Genomic DNA, 16,393 nt, shown 5'->3' on the forward strand with positions numbered 1-16,393 from the left:
CCCCTGGGGTGGATGGGCAGGTGCGGGCCCGTGGGTGGTCTGTGCCCACCCGTTCCGCCCTGCGGAACGACTGCCCACAGACCGCGCGGACTGCCCATAGATCGCGCGGACTACTTCTCGGTTACCCCCGCCGAGTCGAACGTTGCCACCTCGTGCATTGCTCTTGCTGCGCTCTGGACCATGGGGAGGGCCAGGAGGGCGCCGGTGCCCTCGCCCAGGCGGAGGTCCAGGTCCACCAGGGGACGCAGGCCCAGTTTGTTCAGGGCCGCCACGTGGCCCGGTTCGGCGCTGCGGTGGCCCGCGATGCAGGCTGCCAGGACCTCGGGGGCGATGGCGCGGGCCACCAGGGCGGCGGCGCCGGCGCTCACGCCGTCCAGGATCACCGGCGTACGCAGGGACGCGCCGCCGAGCAACAGGCCGACCATCGCGGCGTGTTCGAGGCCGCCGACCGCGGCGAGGACGCCGACGGGGTCGGACGGGTCCGGCTGGTGGAGTTGGATGGCGCGGCGTACGACCTCGGTCTTGCGGGCCAGCGTCTCGTCGTTGATACCGGTGCCGCGGCCGGTCACCTCTGAGGGGTCGGTGTCCGTGAAGACGGCGATCAGAGCGGCGGAGGCGGTCGTGTTCGCGATGCCCATCTCGCCGGTGATCAGGGCTTTGTTCCCAGCGGCCACCAGGTCGCGGGCCGTGTCGATGCCCACCTCGATCGCCTGCTTGACCTCTTCGCGGGTCAGCGCAGGGCCGGTCGTCATGTCGGCGGTGCCTGCCCGGACCTTGCGCGGCAGCAGGCCCGGGGTCGCGGGCAGGTCGGAGGCGACTCCCACGTCGACGACGCAGACCTCGGTGCCGACCTGGCTGGCGAAGGCGTTGACGACCGCTCCCCCGCCCAGGATATTGGCCACCATCTGGCCGGTGACCTCCTGCGGCCACGGGGTGACGCCCTGGGCGTGCACGCCGTGGTCGCCCGCGAAGATCGCGACGGCGGCCGGTTCCGGGATCGGGGGCGGGCACATCCGGGACAGGCCACTCAGCTGCGCGGAGATGATCTCCAGCATGCCGAGCGCGCCCGCGGGCTTCGTCATGCGCTTCTGGCGCTCCCACGCCTCGCCGAGCGCCTTCGCGTCCAGCGGGCGGATGTTGGAGACGGTCTCGGCGAGCAGGTCGTGCGGCTCCTCACCGGGCAGAGCGCGACGGCCGTACGTCTCCTCGTGGACGACCCAGGACAGCGGACGGCGCTTGGACCAGCCGGCCTGCAGCAACTCGGGCTCCTCCGGGAATTCGTCCACGTAGCCCACGCAGAGGTACGCCACGACCTCCAGGTGCTCGGGCAGGCCGAGGGTGCGGACCATCTCGCGCTCGTCGAAGAAGCTGACCCAGCCGACGCCGAGGCCCTCGGCACGGGCGGCCAGCCACAGGTTCTCGACCGCGAGCGCGGAGGAGTACGGGGCCATCTGCGGCTGTGTGTGGCGGCCCAGGGTGTGGCGGCCGCCGCGGGTCGGGTCGGCGGTGACGACGATGTTCACCGGGGTGTCGAGGATGGCCTCGATCTTCAGTTCCTTGAACTGCTTCGCGCGACCCTTGGGCAGCGACTTCGCGTACGCGTCGCGCTGGCGCATGGCCAGTTCGTGCATCGTGCGCCGGGTGTCGGCGGAGCGGATGACGACGAAGTCCCAGGGCTGGGAGTGGCCGACGGACGGCGCGGTGTGCGCCGCCTCCAGCACGCGGAGCAGTACCTCGTGCGGGATGGGATCACCGCGGAAGCCGTTGCGGATGTCGCGGCGCTCGCGCATGACGCGCAGGACGGCCTCGCGCTCGGCGTCGTCGTAGCCGGGGGCGGCGGGGGTGCTGGACTCGCGTACCTCCACGACGTGGGCCGTGCTCTCTGCCTGCTCGGCTCGCTCGGCTTGATCGGCGGCGGCACGGGTGTCCAGGTCTTCCGCCTGCTGGGCCGCTACTGGCTGCTGCTGCGCCGGGTCCTCAGCGTCCTCGGTGTCCTCTGTGTCCTCAACGGTGGGCTTCGGTACGGGAGTTGCCTCGGGCTCGGCGGCGACCGGTTCAGTCTGTTCGACCTCGCGGGGAGCCGGGAACGTGACGACGGGTTGTTCAGGGGCCGTAGGTTCAGTGGCCTCCGCAGCGGCGGGCGCGGGCTCCTCCTCGGCAGCCGGTGCCTCCGCCGCGGGGTGCTCCGCCTCCGGGAGAGGCTCCGACTCTGGGAGTGGCGGGATGGTCATGGCATGCGGGGGTGTCGGGGCGAGGTGGGGCGTCGTCGGGACGGTGCCTTCGACGGGCACGAACTGGCCGAGAGATTGGTCGGGTAGGTCGGGTTGGGCCTGCTCGAGGGCTTGCGCGTGTACAGCGGCGTCGGCGAGCGCGGCTTGCTGCGGCTCGGCGGGGGCCGGGGCATGGGCCTGGGCGTCGAATTGTCCCGATGCCTCCGCGTGTTCCGCGAACTGCGCGGCTTCCTCGGTGGCCACGGGCTGCGCTGCCTCGTCCGCGCCGGTGACAGAGGCCTGCGGCTCGGCTTCCGTGAACTGCTCGGCGTGGTCCTGGAGTTGCGGTTCAGTAGCGTGCGGAGGCAGCTGGGGCTCGGGCGCCTGCGGGAAGTGCGAGACCGCCGGGACGGGCTGGAAGTGCGCGGCTTCCGCGTGTTGGGGTGTGTGCGCCGCCTGCGCGGGAGCCGCAAGGTGTACGGGTTCCTCGTGCTGTGCGGGTTCCTCGTACTGTCCCGATTCCCCTTGCTGTGCGGGGTGTTCCGTTGCCCCGGGCACGTCATCCGAGACGTAGGCAGCCTCCGGAGCCGCGGCCTGCGGGATCTGCTCGGCTTCCGGGATTTCAGCGGGACCCTGGACCTCGGGAACCGGTACGGACTCCGTCACCGGCACGTCGGCGGAAGCCTCCACGGCCTCGGAACCGTGGCCGACGTCGGAGCCCTGGGCGACATCAGGACCAGAAGCCCCCTCACCGACCGCCTCCTCCACGACCTGCGGAGCCCCGGCCTCCTGGCCGACCTGAGGAACCTCACCGACCCCCACGCCCTCGGAGCCCTGCCCCGGCCCCGCTCCGTCGCCCTCCTCGACACCCCGGACGACCGTTTCTGCGGCGCCCCCCTCAAGGCCCGCCTGGCCCCGGGCCCCCCAAGGTGCCGCCCCCTGCAACGCGATCTCGTCGCGCGGAACGTCGAGGTACTCGGGACCCATCGTGGGCGGACCGGACTGCCGTACGGCCACGGGGCCGGCCGGAACACCGGCCGGACCCCGGTCGGCCAGCGAACGCACCGGGCTCCCGGCGCTGTCCGGTGTCGGCGGACCGAGGTGCAGCGGACGGCGGGGCGCGGGCGCCTGCCGTGCAGGTTCGGGAGCGGCCACAGGTGCGGGCTCGGGAGCAGGCTCGGGCTCCGGCAGCCGAACGCCTCCCAGATCGACCGATCCGCTGTCCCGGCCCGACATCTCATGCGGCCCGGGCTCATGCACGACCTCGGGGACGGGAGCCGGTGGCGGCGGAGGGACCTCGTTGCCCCAGGCGCCCTGGGCGCCCGGCAGTAGCAACAGGTCTTCGTGGTCCTCGGCGGGGGTCTCGGAGAGGTAGGGGTACGCACCCGGCGCCTGGGCGCCCGGCTGCTCCACCATGCCTGCGCTCTCCGGCAGTCCCTCGCCCGGGATCTGGCCGGTGTCGGTCATGCGTACCCCTCGCCCATCGGTTTGTGCTCTACGACCTGCTCGTCCGGAGCGGCACACCGACCGCCCGCAGTGAAGAACGAGCATGCGTGCCAGGCGGCACGAACGACAGTCGACAAAGCCATTGACAGGCATTGTCGCGGTCTGTCGTCCACCGCGGCAGGGTGATCCGCCACGGCCCGCTGTGGACTGCGCCACGTTGCGCGCCCTCCGGGTGCGCTGTACCACGCGCACCCCAAAACGGGGCCGTTTTCCGGACATTGACCGACGAAATTTCGGACAAGCCGACGCAGTACAACGATCGGCCAGCCTACCGCGAGCAGTACGACACCAGGATCACGGGGCGCGGTCGGGCAACACTCCGGTGAGCAGGAACGCGACGCTCCGCTCCTTCTCCGTCCAGGCGCGGGTGTCCAGTTCGACGGACTGCAGAAGCGCGCACTCGACCTGATAGCCGTGCTCCGTCAGGTCCCTGCCGATGAGTTCGGCCGCGTCGCGTGTCGCGGCGTGCGTGACGATCCGCTGGGGGCGCCGGTCGGCGACGGCGGAGACCACCGCGGCACCCCCGCCCCCGACGCGTACGACATCGGGTTCGGGCAGGTTCTCCAGAATGTGCGGCGCGGTGCCGTGCACGATCTGGAGCTGTACGCCGAAGCGGCGGGCGGCATCCATGGCACGGGCGCAGGCGTTCCGGTCACGGTCCACGGCGATGACCCCGGCGCCGCAGCGCGCGGCCTCCGTGGCGAAGGCGCCGCTGCCGGAGCCGATGTCCCAGACGAGGTCGCCCACGCGCGGTCCCAGATGGGCGAGTTGAGCGGCGCGCAGCGGCTCGTTCTCGCCCTCGCCGACCGCGCCGCCGTACGCCTCGGCGGGCAGGGCCCAGCCGCGCGGGCCCGCGCCCGGGTCGCGTCCGGCGATCCAGCCTCCGCGCTCGGTCGAGGCCACGGGCCCACCCAGGACGATGACGACGTTCGGGTCGCGCCAGGTGTGGTCGGCGGCCTTGTCGGAGGTGAGCATCGTGACCTGTTCGCGGTCGGTGCCGAGCTCCTCGCAGATGACGAAGGTGCGGTGCACTCCGTCGAGGAGCAGTCCGAGTTCGGCCGGTCCGGCGCCGGGCGAGGTGAGGACGGCGACCTTGGTGTGGGCGCGGCACACGTTCACCGCGCGTCGCAGGGTGCGGCGGTGGGCGACGACCACCTGGGCGTCGTCCCAGGGCATTCCGGCACGGGCGAAGGCGGCGGCCACCGAGGAGACCGCGGGCACCACTTCGACCTCGAGACCGAACTCGGGGGCGCGCAGGGTGCGTACGACTCCGAAGAAGCCCGGGTCACCGTCGGCGAGGACCACGGCGCTGCCGCGGTGTCCGGCGATACGGCGGGCGGCGAGGGCGACGCTGCCGAGCCGGATGCGTTCGGCGGCCTGGGGCACCTCGGGCAGCGCCAGATGATGGGCCGCGCCGGCCACCAGTGTGGCGGCACCGAGTGCGGAGCGCGCCACGTCGGTCAGCGGCGAGCCGTCCCAGCCGATCACCGTGACCCGGTCGGCCATCGTCGTCAGTCTCCTGAAGTCTTCGCAGGTCGTGTGGTGGGGAATGCGGAGCCCCGTGAGCGTACCTGGTGACTTGTGGTGATGTGGGCGGGGGTCGCGGCGGCCGCCCTCCGTTTGGTTCCAGTCAGTTCCAGTCGGAGTACATGAAACCGCTGGAGTCGGCGGACTCCTCGCCGACGCCGTCGAGGTCTTCGGGGAGCAGACTCCATACGATGTAGTCCGTACGCAGGTCGGCCCAGCCGCCGTCCTCCGTGCGGGTCCTGGCTATACAGGCGCCGCGCAGGACGCCCTCGCTGATACAGCCGATCTTCTGGGCGACCTGCTGGGAGGCGGTGTTGTCGGCCGCCGTACGCAGCTCCAGGCGCTCGAACTTCTGGTCGCGCAGCAGCCAGTGGGCGGTGGCGAGTGCGGCCTCCGAGGCGTAGCCCTCGCCGCGTGCCCAGGGCGCGATGATGTACGACATCTCGGTGGCACGTACGTGCCAGTCGGCCTTGCTCAGCTGGATGACGCCGACCAGACGCTGGGTGAGGAACTCGGTGACGGCGAGGTCGAGTCCGCGGCCCGAGGTGCGCTCGGCGGGCGCGTGCTCGGTGATCCAGGTGCGGGCGGCGTCCTCGGTGAAGGACTGCGGGACCGACGTCCAGGCGACGACCTGCTCGTCGTTCATCATCTCCGTGAGGGCGGAAACGTCATCGTCCTCGAGAGGGCGCAGCACCAACCGCTCCGTGCTGAGGGAGATGTCGGGGAAGGTGTTCGTCATGCGCCGCTCCGTAACCTTCAGGGACCATCGGGCCTGCTGAACTGCCCAGCATGCAGCATGTGAGCACCGAACTGCACCACGGAGTCGACTCATTGTCGACGAGTCGACTCCGTGAGTGCAGGTGAAGCGGCGTCAGCCGGAGGTGACCGGCAGCACCGACCCCTGGTACTTGTCCTCGATGAACTTCCTCGCCTCGGCGGAGGTCAGGAGCTTGGCGAGCTTCCTGACGCGCGGGTCGTCCTCGTTGCCCTCCTTGACGGCGAGGAAGTTGCCGTACGGGTTGTCCTTGGCGGACTCCAGGACGAGGGCGTCCTCGGCGGGCTTGAGGTCGGACTCGATGGCGTAGTTGCCGTTGATCACGGCGGCGTCGACGTCGTCGAGGGAGCGCGGGGTCTGGGCCGCCTCCAGCTCCTTGAACTTGAGGTTCTTCGGGTTCTTCGCGATGTCCTTGGGGGTCGCGTCGTCGCCCGCGCCGTCCTTGAGCGTGATGGTCCCGTCGGCCGCGAGCAGTTTGAGCGCCCGCGCCTCGTTGACCGTGTCGTTCGGGACTGCGACCGTCGCGCCGCTCTTCAGCTCGTCGGCCTTCTCGACCTTGTTGGAGTAGAGGCCGAGCGGCTCCAGGTGCACCGTGACGACGGGCACGATGTGGGTGCCGTTCTTCTTGTTGAAGTCGTCGAGGTACGGCTGGTTCTGGAAGTAGTTGGCGGTCACGGACCCGTCCTCGGTCGCCGTGTTGGGCGTGACGTAGTCGGTGAACTCCTTGACCTCCAGGTCGAGGCCCGCGTCCTTCGCCAGGTTGTCCTTGACGTAGGTGAGGATCTCGGCGTGCGGGATCGGGCTGGCGGCGACGACCAGCGGTCCGCTCGCGTCTGAGTCGGAGCCGGAGGCCTCCTCCGAGCCGCAGGCGGTGAGTCCCAGGGTGAGGGCTCCGGCGGCGAGGACGGCGGTGGTGATCTTGGCGGTGTTACGCACGAAAAGTGCCTTTCCTGATGGGTGGAGCGACCCCGCGAAGGGTGGGCGGGGACATCTGCGGGTGGGGTGGGGACGTATGGGAGGGGTCGTACGAGGCGTCAGGCGACCTTGCTGACGTCGGCCGCGGGCGCTTCGGCGGCGGGTGACTCGGTGCCGGTCGCCCCGGAGTTCGCCGGCGCCCTGGCCTTCAGCAGCCGCAGCCGCGGGGCGGCGCCGGACTGTCCGCCGCGGCGGTGCAGCCCACGTGCGGCGTAGTCGCCGACGAACTGGATGAGGGAGATGACCACGGCGAGGATGGCGACCGTGATCCACATCAGTTCGGTCTCGAAGCGCTGGTAGCCGTAGCGGATGGCGATGTCGCCGAGGCCGCCGGCGCCGACCGTGCCGGCCATCGCGGAGTAGCCGATGAGCGCGACGATCGTCGTGGTGGTGCTGGAGATCAGCGACGGCAGCGATTCGGGGACGAGTACCTTGCGGACGACGGTCCAGGTGTTGCCGCCCATCGACTGCACGGCCTCGACGAGCCCGCCGTCCACTTCGCGGACAGCCGTCTCAACGAGCCGGGCGAAGAACGGGATCGCGCCGATCGCGAGCGGCACGATGGCGGCCTCGCGGCCGATGGTGGTGCCGGTGATCGAGCGGGTGAAGCCCATCAGCGCGACCATCAGGATGATGAAGGGCATCGAGCGGGCGACGTTCACGATCTGCCCGATGACCTTGTTCAGCACGGTGTTCTGCAGCAGGCCGCCCTTGTCCGTGAGGACCAGCAGGATGCCCAGCGGCAGACCGCCGACGATGGCGATGACCGTGGACCAGCCGACCATGTAGAGGGTGTCCCAACTGGCCTGCTCCAGCAGCGGTTGCATTTCGGACCAGGTCACTTGGCACCTTCCTTCACCAGCAGGGGCTCCTTGCCCAGGACGTCGATCCGGAGTCCCTGCTCACGCAGGAAGCCGATCGGCAGGACGTTCTCCTCGTAGCGGCCGGATAGTTCGATACGCATCCGGCCGACCTGCTTGCCGCCGACGGTGTCCATCGCGGCGCCGAGGATCGAGATGTCGATGTTGTAGGTGCGCGAGAGCTGCGAGATGACCGGCTGGGTCGCGGCGTCACCGTGGAAGGTGACGTCGATGACCGTGCGGTCGTCGGCGGAGGCGTCGCCGCTCACCGGGAAGAGCGCGGCGGCCAGTTCGGAGCCGGGGGTGGCGAGCAGTTCGCTGACGGTGCCGGACTCGACGATCTGCCCCTTCTCCATGAGGGCGGCCGAGTCGCAGATGGTCTTGACGACGTCCATCTCGTGCGTGATGAGCAGGACGGTCAGGCCCAGTTGCCGGTTCAGGTCGCGCAGCAGCTGGAGGATGGAGCGGGTGGTCTCGGGGTCGAGGGCACTGGTCGCCTCGTCGGAGAGGAGCACCTTCGGGTCGCCGGCCAGGGCGCGGGCGATGCCGACACGCTGCTTCTGGCCGCCGGAGAGCTGGGCCGGGTAGGCCTTGGCCTTGTCGGAGAGGCCGACCAGGTCGAGCAGTTCGAGCGCCTTGCGGGAGCGTTCCTTCCCTGACGTGCCGAGGATTTCCAGCGGCAGCTCGACGTTGTCCTGGACGGTCCGCGAGGACAGCAGGTTGAAGTGCTGGAAAACCATGCCGATGTGGCTGCGCGCCTTCCGCAGCTCCCTGCCGGCGCGCGGACCGCGCCCGGCCAGGGCCGTGAGGTCCTGCCCGGCGACGGTCACGGTGCCGGCGGTGGGGCGCTCCAGGAGGTTGACGCAGCGGATGAGGGAGGACTTGCCGGCGCCGGACTGTCCGATGACGCCGTACACCTCGCCTTCGCGGACGTGCAGATCGACGCCGTCGAGGGCGAGGACTTCTCGGCCGCGCGAACGGTGCGCCCGATAAATCTTCGTGAGGCCTGATGTCGTGATCACTGGGGTTTTCCGTCACTGTCGTGTGCAGGGCGTGGGTGTGCGCCGGGCACGGGTGCATTCGGTGGGAACGCGGCACGGTTCTCGCGGTGGCGATGAAAGCCGGGCCTCGGAGAACTCCGGGCTTCGGCAGAACTGCGTGCGCGGGGCAGGCTCAGTCGCGTACGAGAAGGTCGTACGGGCAGACGTGAGCGGTCTCGCTTCGGGGCGCGAGGCCCTCAGATGGTGCAGGGGCCTCTAGAAGGCGCACATTCGACACATACAGCGAGCACCGGGCGTCATGGTCGCCTCGGTCGCAAGGATGCGGCTGCTCGTCGTGGTCATGAAAAAAGTGAATCACACGTACGCACGTGACCCGGAACCGCTGTCCGCATCGCGGACAGCGGTGGACACGCGTCAGACCCTGACGGAGATCTCCAGTCCCGCGCCCATGACCAGCGCCGACACGGCAGAGAGGTCCTCGGCCACGACGTCCGCGACCGGCTCGACGGCCTGGTGGGTTGTGGTCAATGCCACGGTGGTCGTCCCGGCAGCAGATGCACGCCGCCCGCCACGTCCTCGACCTCCAGCTGCCCGATGCGTACGACGGCCTCCGGGACCCTCCCCCATCGGGTCTTTTGGCCCGTAATAGGGTCGCGTCATGCTTGATGCCCTGACGGTCGCCACGGCCGTCGCCGCGCTCGTGCTCGCCGCGTGGTGCGGCTGGGCCGCCTATCGCGACCAGCCGACGAAGGACTGGCACTTCATCGGTATGGCGGTGGTGTCACTGCTCGCCCTGGTGCAGATGGTGGTCGGGATCGTCCAGCTGGCGCGCGGCGAGAAGCCGGAGCAGGGAACGACGATCTTCGTGGCGTATCTGGTCGGCGCGTTCGCCTGCATCCCGGCGGCGGGCTTCATGTCGCTTGCGGAGCGCACCCGTTGGGGCTCGGTGACGGTCGCGGCCGGCGGTGTGGTGCTCGCCGTGCTTCAGGTGCGGCTCTATGACATCTGGGGAGGCTGAGGTGCCTGTGACCGAGGAGAAGCCCGCGCGGACACGGCTCATCAGCGGTCCGGGCATGCTGCTGGTCTGGCTGTACGGCGTGATGGTCGTCGGCGCCGTCTCGCGCTCCGTCGTGCAGATCGCGACGGAGTTCGACAAGGCGCCGCTCGCCTACTCGCTCTCCGCGGTCGCGGGCCTCGTGTACGGCTTCATCACGTACTCCCTGGTCCGCGGCGGCGAAACGGCCCGCAAGGCGGCGCTGGTGTGCTGCGCCGCCGAGCTCGTGGGCGTACTGACCGTGGGCACCTGGACCCTCGTGGACCCGTCCGCCTTCCCCGACGCCACGGTGTGGTCGGACTACGGCATGGGGTACTTGTTCATCCCCGTGCTGCTCCCGGTGACGGCGATGTTCTGGCTGCGCAAGGCGCGTACCGGGGAGCGGAGTTAGGCGCTCGCCACGAACGCGCCCGCCTCGACGGGCTTGGCCAGCGTCACCAACGTGAGCCGCTCGTGGACGTGCCTCCTGGCCACGGCCTCATAGCCGTGCCTCCGGTACAGCTGGAGGTTGTGCTCGCTGCGGTGCCCGGTGAACAGCTGGAAGCTCTTGACCGCGCCGCCGTCGGAGAGCCTCGCCTCGATGGCGTCGAGCAGCCGTCCGCCCAGGCCGTGCCGCTGCATACGCGGGTGAACGATCAGCTTGTCGATGCGCGCCGTCCCGTCCGCGTCCACGGCGCCGCGCACCGAGGCCACCACCTCGTCGCCGAGCCGGGCCACCAGGACCGTGCCGCTCGCCAGCTCCGCCTTGAGGGAGGCGAGGGACTGGGTGAGGGGCTCGATGCTGTAGTCGCCGTACAGCTCGGCCTCGCTCTGGTAGCAGAGGAACTGCAGTTTGAGGATCTGTTCGGCGTCCTGCTCGGTCGCCCCCGAGATGGTCACGCTCATGCCCATGTGTGCATGCCTCCCGCTCACCTGCTCCGCCGGTTGTCCCTCACTCCTATCCCCGCGCTCACCGGGACGCAACCTCCTCGGTGAGCATTCGACGCAGACATCCAAGACATCTGGAACGTTCCGGACCGAGACTTCCCTGTGAGATACCCAACTCCCCCGCGATCTCCCGGTATGTCAGGTCTTGCGGGGACAAGAGCGCCGCCATCAGACGCGGGCAGCGGCCGGGGAGCCGGCGTACAGCGGAGTGCAGGGCGCGGCGTCGGGCGGCGGTGAGCGCGAGTTGCTCCGGGTCCGGTCCGCTCTCGTCGGCGGGCTCGGTGGCGTACGGCAGCTCGATGCTCGCGGTGCGCCGACTGCGGCGGGCCTCGGTGCGGACGGCGACGCGCAGCCAGTCGGCGGGGTCGGCGGGCGGGCCGTCCGCGTCGAGGCGCTCCAGGAGCCGCAGCCAGACGGCCTGTTCGAGGTCGCCGGGCTCGGCCCCGGAGGCGTGCGCCTCTGCGGAGGCTTCGGCGGCGAGCAGCGGACTGAGCACGGCGACCATGCCCGTGGCGGACCTGTGCGTGGCCGCCATATCCGTGGCAGACATGTCATGCGTCATATGCGGCACGACGAGGTCGCCCCGGGAGAGGTTGCCCGGAGCGACCGTTTATCACCCCAACCGGCGCATCGGGGCTCGGCCGTTGACCTCAGCCGTTGACGAAGTCCTCGCGGGCGAGGAGTCCGGTGTCCGGGTTGTCGGTGAAGACGCCGTCGATGCCGGTCTCGAAGTAGACCTGGAAGGCGCCGAAGACATCGCCGTAGGCGTTCGGGTCCGTGCCCTTCCTGAAGTCGGCGGGCAGGAAGGTGTTTTCGTTGCGCATCGTGTACGGGTGCAGGATCAGACCCGCGTCGTGCGCGTCCTCGACGAGGGTGGTCGGCCTGGTGAGCTTGCCGCTCGCGTCCTTCGGAATGATCAGGTCGAGGGTGGGGCCGAGGCCCTGCGCGTACGAGGCGATCCACTTCAGGCCCTCGGGCTTGACGAGGTCGGCGACGGTGCGCGGGTCTCCTGCCTGGACGAAGTCCCAGGGGCGGCTGTTCGCGGAGGACAGCAGCACGACGAGCGGGTTGTCGACCAGCTTGTTCAGCCGCTGGATGCTGCTGGGCTCGAAGGACTGGAGGAAGACAGGCGCGTTCTTCTTGTGCTTGCCGTACTTGCGCAGCAGCTTGGCGAGCCGCTCCTCAAGACCCAGGCCAAGGCCCCGGAAGTAGGTGGGGTGCTTCGTCTCGACGTGCAGCCACACCTCCTTGCCGCGCTTCTTGCCCTCGCGCTCGGCCCAGCGCAGGACCTCTTCGAAGGTGGGGATGTCCCAGCGGCCGTCGTACAGCGTGTTGCGCTGGCGATTGCCCGGGATGCGCTCCTTGGCGCGCAGTGTCTTCAGCTCGGCGAGCGTGAAGTCCTCGGTGAACCAGCCAGTGAAGGACACGCCGTCGACGCTCTTCGTCGTCCTGCGGCCGGCGAACTCGGGGTGGTCCGCGACGTCGGTGGTGCCGGTGATGTCGTTCTCGTGGCGGCACACGAGGTGGCCGTCCTTGGTGGGGACGAGGTCCTGCTCGATGACGTGCGCGCCCATGTCGAGGGCCAGCTGGTACGCGCCGAGGGTGTGCTCCGGCCGGTAGCCGCTGGCCCCGCGGTGCCCGATGATCGTCGGCACCGGCAGGCTCCTGTAGCCCCCGCCGCCGTGCCGTTCGGCGGCTGTGGCCGTGCCGGGCACCCCGAGGGCCGCTCCGCCCGCGCCCAGCACCGCGGCCCCGAGCAGCGCCCGCCGTCTCGTGCCCCGACCCTGCTCGTCCGATCCCTGCGTCCCCATGAGCACTCCTCACGTTGCTGCCCTGCACCTGCCAAACCCGGACGATCGTAGGTGCCCTTGGGTGACGGGTGGGAGACCTGGGACGGAACACGCGGATGATGCTGAGTGTCGTATGCGGTGCGCGAGTTGACGGGACCTCGGTCTGACGGATGCGGCGTTCCTCACACATCTCGTGCAGGTGTCGGGCGTGCAACAGCGCGACACCCAAGGTAAACAAGTAGCGACACTGCGTATCCACTCCGTGAACCCGGTGTGCAACACCCCGGGGACCGCGAGTATCGTCCTCACCTGCAGAGACTTATCCCTTTTCCTTGACACCGGAGGGCCCGTTGTCCCGCTTCGCGCTCATCAAGGCACTGCTCGGACCGATCATGCGCCTGATGTTCCGCCCACGGGTGGAAGGCGTGGAGCACATCCCTGGTTCAGGACCGGTCATCCTGGCCGGCAACCACCTCACGTTCATCGACTCGATCGTGCTGCCGCTGGTCTGCAACCGTCAGGTCTTCTTCATCGGCAAGGACGAGTACGTCACCGGGAAGGGGCTGAAGGGCCGCCTGATGGCCTGGTTCTTCACCGGTGTCGGCATGATCCCGGTGGACCGGGACGGCGCGAACGGCGGGGTCGCGGCACTGATGACCGGCCGCCGTGTCCTGGAGGAGGGCCGGATCTTCGGCATCTATCCGGAGGGCACCCGTTCCCCCGACGGCCGCCTCTACCGCGGTCGTACGGGCATCGCGCGCCTGACCCTGATGACCGGCGCCCCGGTCGTCCCGTTCGCGATGATCGGCACCGACAAGCTCCAGCCGGGCGGCGCGGGTATTCCGCGCCCCGGGCGCGTCACGGTTCGCTTCGGCGAGGCGATGGAGTTCTCGCGGTACGAGGGCATGGATCGCGACCGGTACGTGCTGCGTGCCGTCACCGATTCGGTGATGGCGGAGGTCATGCGTTTGTCGGGGCAGGAGTACGTCGACATGTACGCCACCAAAGCCAAAGCGGCGTAAGCGCTCTGGAGCGACTAAGCGCCGGGCCCTACAAGGTGCTTAGTCGACTGCGGGTCCGTCGTGGCTTGTCGCGCAGTTCCCCGCGCCCCTTACGGGGCGCCCCTGAACGTCGCGTAGTCAGGTTGGCCTTTCTTCCGGCGGCCCACCATCAACTTGCTCGGCACCCGGTGCCGGGAACCACAGGACGAACGTCGAGCCCTCTCCCATCCGGGAGAACAGGCGGATCTGGCCGCCGTGGGACTCCACGATCTGGCGCACGATGGCGAGGCCGAGGCCCGCGTGCCGGTCGCGTCCGCCGCCGTTGCCCTTCGCGCGCCAGAAGCGGTCGAAGACCCGGGCCTGGTCGTCGTCGAGGATGCCGGGTCCCTCGTCCTGGACGGACGTCCACAGCCAACCGTCCTGGCGGCCCGTCGAGACCGTGATGCGGGTGCCGGGCGGGGCGAGCCGTACGGCGTTGGAGAGCAGGTTGCCGATCGCGCGTCGCAGCGCGTCGTGGTCGCCGATGACCGTCAGGCCGGTGGCGAGGCGGCGGTGCAGGACGAGACCGCGCTCCGCTGCGAGTGGCACGAACTCCTCGCAGGCCTCGCCGGCCGCCGCCGCCAGGTCCACGTCGGCGTCGGCGAGCGCGGGTGCGGTACGGCGGGCCGTCGCCAGCAGGTCCTCGACCAGCCGTGTCATACGGGTCGTGGCGCGGTCCACGCTGCGGGCGGCGGCCCTGCGTTCCGCCTCGTCGGACTCCTCGGTGGTCAGCACCGCGTCCAGGTTGGCGCGGATGATGGCGAGCGGGCTGCGCAGTTCGTGCGAGGCGTCGTCGATGAGCTGGCGCTGGGCGCGGAAGGCCTCGTCGACCCGGTCGAGCATGGAGTCGATGGTGTCGGCGAGGTCGCGCAGTTCGTCTTTCGGCCCATCCAGCCGGATGCGCTGTGAGAGGTCGGTGGCCTGGATGTCGGCGGCCGTACGGGAGATGGCCCGTACGGGACGCAGTACGCGGCCGGAGAGGATCCAGCCGATGGCGAGGCTGGTGACGCCGAGGCCGCCGAGTACGACGAAGGAGGAGCTGCGGAGGTTGTCCAAGGTGGCGTAGTTGACGGCGGCCTCGACCTCCTTGAGCTTCACGGCGTCGACCTCGCCCCAGTAGACGCCGTTCACGTACTTCTTCGCCCGGAACTGATCGCTGACGGGGTGCGCCTCGCCGCTGCGCTCGACCACGAAGTACGTCGCGCCGAGGACGAGGGCGGTGAGGACGAACAGCAGGCCGGAGTAGAGGACGGTGAGCCGGAAGCGGATGGTGTGGGTGAAGGCAGGCAGGCGCAGCTTCGCCCGTACGAGCCGGAGTGCGGCGCTCAGCCCGCCCCGGCGATGGTGGCCGGTCATCCCGCAGCGTCCTCCCTGGGCTCGTTGTCCTCCTTGAGCCGGTAGCCCTGCCGGATCACCGTCTCGATGAGGGGCTCCTCGTCTCCGGTGATCTTCCGGCGCAGGGAGCCGACCGTGACCCGCACGGTGTTGGTGAACGGGTCGGCGTTCTCGTCCCAGACGTGTTCGAGCAGTTCCTCGGCCGGTACGACGCGGCCGGGGCGGGTCATCAGATAGTGCAGGACGCCGAACTCCTTGGGCGTGAGGTGGAGCGGGCGGTCCCCACGGAAGGCCTCGAAGCGGGCGGTGTCCAGGCGGAGTTCGCCTACCTCGACGACCGAGGTGCCGCCGTCCTCGCGGCGCAGCAGGGCGCGGATACGGGCGAGGAGTTCGGGCAGCATGAAGGGTTTCACCAGGTAGTCGTCGGCGCCCTCGTCGAGTCCGCGGACCCGGTCGGCGAGCCGGTCGCGGGCGGTGAGCATCAGGATGCGCGGGCCGCCCTGGGTCGCCCGTACCGCCCGGCACACCGAGAACCCGTCGCCGTCCGGCAGATTGAGGTCCAGCAGGACCAGGTCGTAGTCGTTCACGGCCAGCTTCTCCGTGGCCGTGTCGACGTCCGGGGCGACGTCGACGGCGTACCCGGCCCTGACGAGGCCGACCTTGAGCGCGACGACCAGGTCTTCTTCGTCCTCGACCACCAGGAGCCTCATGGTGCTCCACCCCCTGCCGCTAGCTTCCGTCGATGATCGCCTGCGCGGCTTCCCTCGCGTCGGCCACCGGTATGGCGAAGCCGATGCCTATGGAACCACCGCGCTGCTGGTCCAACGTCGCGATCGCCGTATTGATGCCGATGACGCGCCCCCTTGCGTCCACCAGGGGTCCGCCGGAGTTTCCCGGGTTGATCGACGCGTCGGTCTGCAGGGCGGGGCGTCGTTCGCCGCCCTCGCCGAGCCGTACGGAGCGGTCGAGGGCGCTGACGATGCCGGAGGTGACGGTTCCGCTCAGACCGAGCGGGGAGCCGATGGCGAGGACGGTGTCGCCCACGCCGGGCCGGGCGCCGGTGGCGAGATCGGCGGCGCGCAGACCGCGTGCCGTCTCGGGTTCGAGGACGGCCACGTCGTTGGCGCGATCGTCGCCGAGTACGTCCGCACGAAGCCTCCGGCCGTCCTGCAACTCGATCGACACCTCCGAACTGCCCGCCACCACATGGGCGTTGGTAAGGATCCGGCCACGCTCGTCGAACACGAACCCGGAGCCCTGCCCGTCGTCCGTCTGGATCGACACCACACTGGGCAGCACCCGCGCGGCGACGGCTTCGAGCCCACCGACGTCCTGCGCGGCGGCGGGCTCGTCGGAGCCCGCCTCGCCGAAGCCTCCGGCCGCGTATCCCGCC

General features: G+C 70.1%; 15 protein-coding genes and 1 pseudogene. 3 read left to right on the forward strand and 13 right to left on the reverse strand.

Annotated elements, in window-relative coordinates; translation table 11 throughout:
- Positions 1-110: 110 nt before the first annotated feature.
- From cobT to IEZ21_RS23815, 7 genes and pseudogenes are all read right to left on the reverse strand, one after another.
- A complete protein-coding gene (gene cobT, locus IEZ21_RS23785; RefSeq protein ID WP_189323938.1) occupies positions 111-3,677 on the reverse strand; it encodes a nicotinate-nucleotide--dimethylbenzimidazole phosphoribosyltransferase in 3,567 nt (1,188 codons plus the stop codon).
- A 333-nt stretch (positions 3,678-4,010) separates the two neighbouring features.
- The gene (gene cbiE, locus IEZ21_RS23790) at positions 4,011-5,222 is read right to left on the reverse strand and encodes a precorrin-6y C5,15-methyltransferase (decarboxylating) subunit CbiE (RefSeq protein WP_189323939.1); all 1,212 of its coding nucleotides are present in this window, start codon (positions 5,220-5,222) and stop codon (positions 4,011-4,013) included.
- A 124-nt stretch (positions 5,223-5,346) separates the two neighbouring features.
- Positions 5,347-5,982 (reverse strand): GNAT family N-acetyltransferase, encoded by a 636-nt coding sequence (locus tag IEZ21_RS23795; protein WP_189323940.1) that lies wholly within the window; start codon positions 5,980-5,982, stop codon positions 5,347-5,349.
- Between the two features lie 132 nt (positions 5,983-6,114).
- Entirely contained in the window at positions 6,115-6,954 is an 840-nt protein-coding gene (locus tag IEZ21_RS23800) for a MetQ/NlpA family ABC transporter substrate-binding protein (RefSeq protein ID WP_189323941.1), read from the reverse strand.
- Between the two features lie 98 nt (positions 6,955-7,052).
- Positions 7,053-7,835, reverse strand: coding sequence for a methionine ABC transporter permease (locus IEZ21_RS23805; RefSeq protein ID WP_189323942.1), 783 nt, complete (start codon positions 7,833-7,835; stop codon positions 7,053-7,055).
- On the reverse strand, positions 7,832-8,875 hold the full coding sequence (locus IEZ21_RS23810; protein WP_189323943.1) for a methionine ABC transporter ATP-binding protein: 1,044 nt from the start codon (positions 8,873-8,875) through the stop codon (positions 7,832-7,834). Before IEZ21_RS23810 ends, IEZ21_RS23805 begins: the two co-directional genes overlap by 4 nt.
- Before the next feature lie 393 nt (positions 8,876-9,268).
- Positions 9,269-9,406, reverse strand: a pseudogene (locus IEZ21_RS23815) (HAD family hydrolase); the annotation flags it as partial.
- A 106-nt stretch (positions 9,407-9,512) separates the two neighbouring features.
- Between IEZ21_RS23815 and IEZ21_RS23820 the strand changes: the two are divergent.
- Both IEZ21_RS23820 and IEZ21_RS23825 read left to right on the forward strand, forming a co-directional pair.
- Entirely contained in the window at positions 9,513-9,872 is a 360-nt protein-coding gene (locus IEZ21_RS23820; RefSeq protein ID WP_033324857.1) for a hypothetical protein, read from the forward strand.
- On the forward strand, positions 9,853-10,299 hold the full coding sequence (locus IEZ21_RS23825) for a hypothetical protein (protein ID WP_373302280.1): 447 nt from the start codon (positions 9,853-9,855) through the stop codon (positions 10,297-10,299). Before IEZ21_RS23820 ends, IEZ21_RS23825 begins: the two co-directional genes overlap by 20 nt.
- Here the strand turns inward: IEZ21_RS23825 and IEZ21_RS23830 are convergent.
- The 3 genes from IEZ21_RS23830 to IEZ21_RS23840 form a co-directional block, all read right to left on the reverse strand.
- Positions 10,296-10,799, reverse strand: a complete 504-nt coding sequence (locus tag IEZ21_RS23830; protein WP_189323945.1) for a GNAT family N-acetyltransferase — start codon at positions 10,797-10,799, stop codon at positions 10,296-10,298. The two genes, IEZ21_RS23825 and IEZ21_RS23830, sit on opposite strands and share 4 nt — an antisense overlap.
- 58 nt (positions 10,800-10,857) lie before the next feature.
- Complete coding sequence (locus tag IEZ21_RS23835) at positions 10,858-11,385, reverse strand: RNA polymerase sigma factor (protein WP_189323946.1); 528 nt, start codon at positions 11,383-11,385, stop codon at positions 10,858-10,860.
- Between the two features lie 100 nt (positions 11,386-11,485).
- A complete protein-coding gene (locus IEZ21_RS23840) occupies positions 11,486-12,646 on the reverse strand; it encodes a glycerophosphodiester phosphodiesterase (RefSeq protein ID WP_189323947.1) in 1,161 nt (386 codons plus the stop codon).
- A gap of 329 nt (positions 12,647-12,975) precedes the next feature.
- Here IEZ21_RS23840 and IEZ21_RS23845 point away from each other — a divergent pair, with 329 nt between their 5' ends.
- Positions 12,976-13,647, forward strand: a complete 672-nt coding sequence (locus IEZ21_RS23845) for a lysophospholipid acyltransferase family protein (protein ID WP_033324850.1) — start codon at positions 12,976-12,978, stop codon at positions 13,645-13,647.
- A 117-nt stretch (positions 13,648-13,764) separates the two neighbouring features.
- Here the strand turns inward: IEZ21_RS23845 and IEZ21_RS23850 are convergent, their stop codons facing one another.
- From IEZ21_RS23850 to IEZ21_RS23860, 3 genes are all read right to left on the reverse strand, one after another.
- Positions 13,765-15,021, reverse strand: coding sequence for a sensor histidine kinase (locus tag IEZ21_RS23850; RefSeq protein ID WP_078492020.1), 1,257 nt, complete (start codon positions 15,019-15,021; stop codon positions 13,765-13,767).
- On the reverse strand, positions 15,018-15,710 hold the full coding sequence (locus IEZ21_RS23855; RefSeq protein WP_033323499.1) for a response regulator transcription factor: 693 nt from the start codon (positions 15,708-15,710) through the stop codon (positions 15,018-15,020). Before IEZ21_RS23855 ends, IEZ21_RS23850 begins: the two co-directional genes overlap by 4 nt.
- Before the next feature lie 19 nt (positions 15,711-15,729).
- Positions 15,730-16,393, reverse strand: a 664-nt coding sequence (locus IEZ21_RS23860) for a S1C family serine protease (protein WP_189323948.1), incomplete at its 5' end; no start/stop codon positions are given.

It is taken from the genome of Streptomyces flaveus, assembly GCF_014647675.1.
Classification (GTDB): Bacteria; Actinomycetota; Actinomycetes; order Streptomycetales; family Streptomycetaceae; genus Streptomyces; species Streptomyces flaveus.

Coding starts and splice junctions, on each gene's coding strand:
- IEZ21_RS23855 (WP_033323499.1), bottom strand. CDS start 15,710: ATGAGGCTCCTGGTGGTCGAGGACGAAGAAGACCTGGTCGTCGCGCTC.
- IEZ21_RS23830 (WP_189323945.1), bottom strand. CDS start 10,799: ATGGGCATGAGCGTGACCATCTCGGGGGCGACCGAGCAGGACGCCGAA.
- IEZ21_RS23820 (WP_033324857.1), top strand. CDS start 9,513: ATGCTTGATGCCCTGACGGTCGCCACGGCCGTCGCCGCGCTCGTGCTC.
- cbiE (WP_189323939.1), bottom strand. CDS start 5,222: ATGGCCGACCGGGTCACGGTGATCGGCTGGGACGGCTCGCCGCTGACC.
- IEZ21_RS23825 (WP_373302280.1), top strand. CDS start 9,853: ATGACATCTGGGGAGGCTGAGGTGCCTGTGACCGAGGAGAAGCCCGCG.
- cobT (WP_189323938.1), bottom strand. CDS start 3,677: ATGACCGACACCGGCCAGATCCCGGGCGAGGGACTGCCGGAGAGCGCA.
- IEZ21_RS23850 (WP_078492020.1), bottom strand. CDS start 15,021: ATGACCGGCCACCATCGCCGGGGCGGGCTGAGCGCCGCACTCCGGCTC.
- IEZ21_RS23840 (WP_189323947.1), bottom strand. CDS start 12,646: ATGGGGACGCAGGGATCGGACGAGCAGGGTCGGGGCACGAGACGGCGG.
- IEZ21_RS23835 (WP_189323946.1), bottom strand. CDS start 11,385: ATGTCTGCCACGGATATGGCGGCCACGCACAGGTCCGCCACGGGCATG.
- IEZ21_RS23795 (WP_189323940.1), bottom strand. CDS start 5,982: ATGACGAACACCTTCCCCGACATCTCCCTCAGCACGGAGCGGTTGGTG.